This window comes from Ammoniphilus sp. YIM 78166 (genome assembly GCF_004522215.1).
In the GTDB taxonomy this organism is placed as follows: Bacteria; Bacillota; Bacilli; order Aneurinibacillales; family RAOX-1; genus YIM-78166.
Map to the genome: position 1 here is coordinate 1 of NZ_SDLR01000048.1, position 418 is coordinate 418.

Genomic DNA, 418 nt, shown 5'->3' on the forward strand with positions numbered 1-418 from the left:
GCCGGAGCTCTGCAAACGGTCGAAATAGCGCAGAAAATTACGTTTTGCCTCTTGCCACCTTCCCACTCTGCCGCTAATATTCGTCCCCGTTGTCACCTACAACGTTGCGTTCATAGCTCAGTTGGTTAGAGCACCACCTTGACATGGTGGGGGTCGTTGGTTCGAGTCCAATTGAACGCACCATCCTGCGTCCGTAGCTCAGTTGGTTAGAGCACCACCTTGACATGGTGGGGGTCGGTGGTTCGAGTCCACTCGGACGCACCAGATTTTCTTAATCTGGTCTTCTCCTTTTTCCCTCTGTTTCTTCTCTGTATCCAATACGTTAAAAGATTTACACTGTCTTCGTATGCGTTATCAGAAGGAGAATCGCTATGGCAACTTTGTTACAACTTCATTTTTCTTTCAATGGCCCATTTGG

The 418-nt window shown here is 48.3% G+C and carries 2 tRNA genes; both read left to right on the forward strand.

Going from position 1 to position 418, the window contains the following annotated elements:
* Positions 1-106 precede the first annotated feature (106 nt).
* Positions 107-183: transfer RNA gene (locus EIZ58_RS32815), tRNA-Val, on the forward strand.
* Positions 184-187: 4 nt separating this feature from the next.
* Positions 188-264: transfer RNA gene (locus EIZ58_RS32820), tRNA-Val, on the forward strand.
* Positions 265-418: the final 154 nt, after the last annotated feature.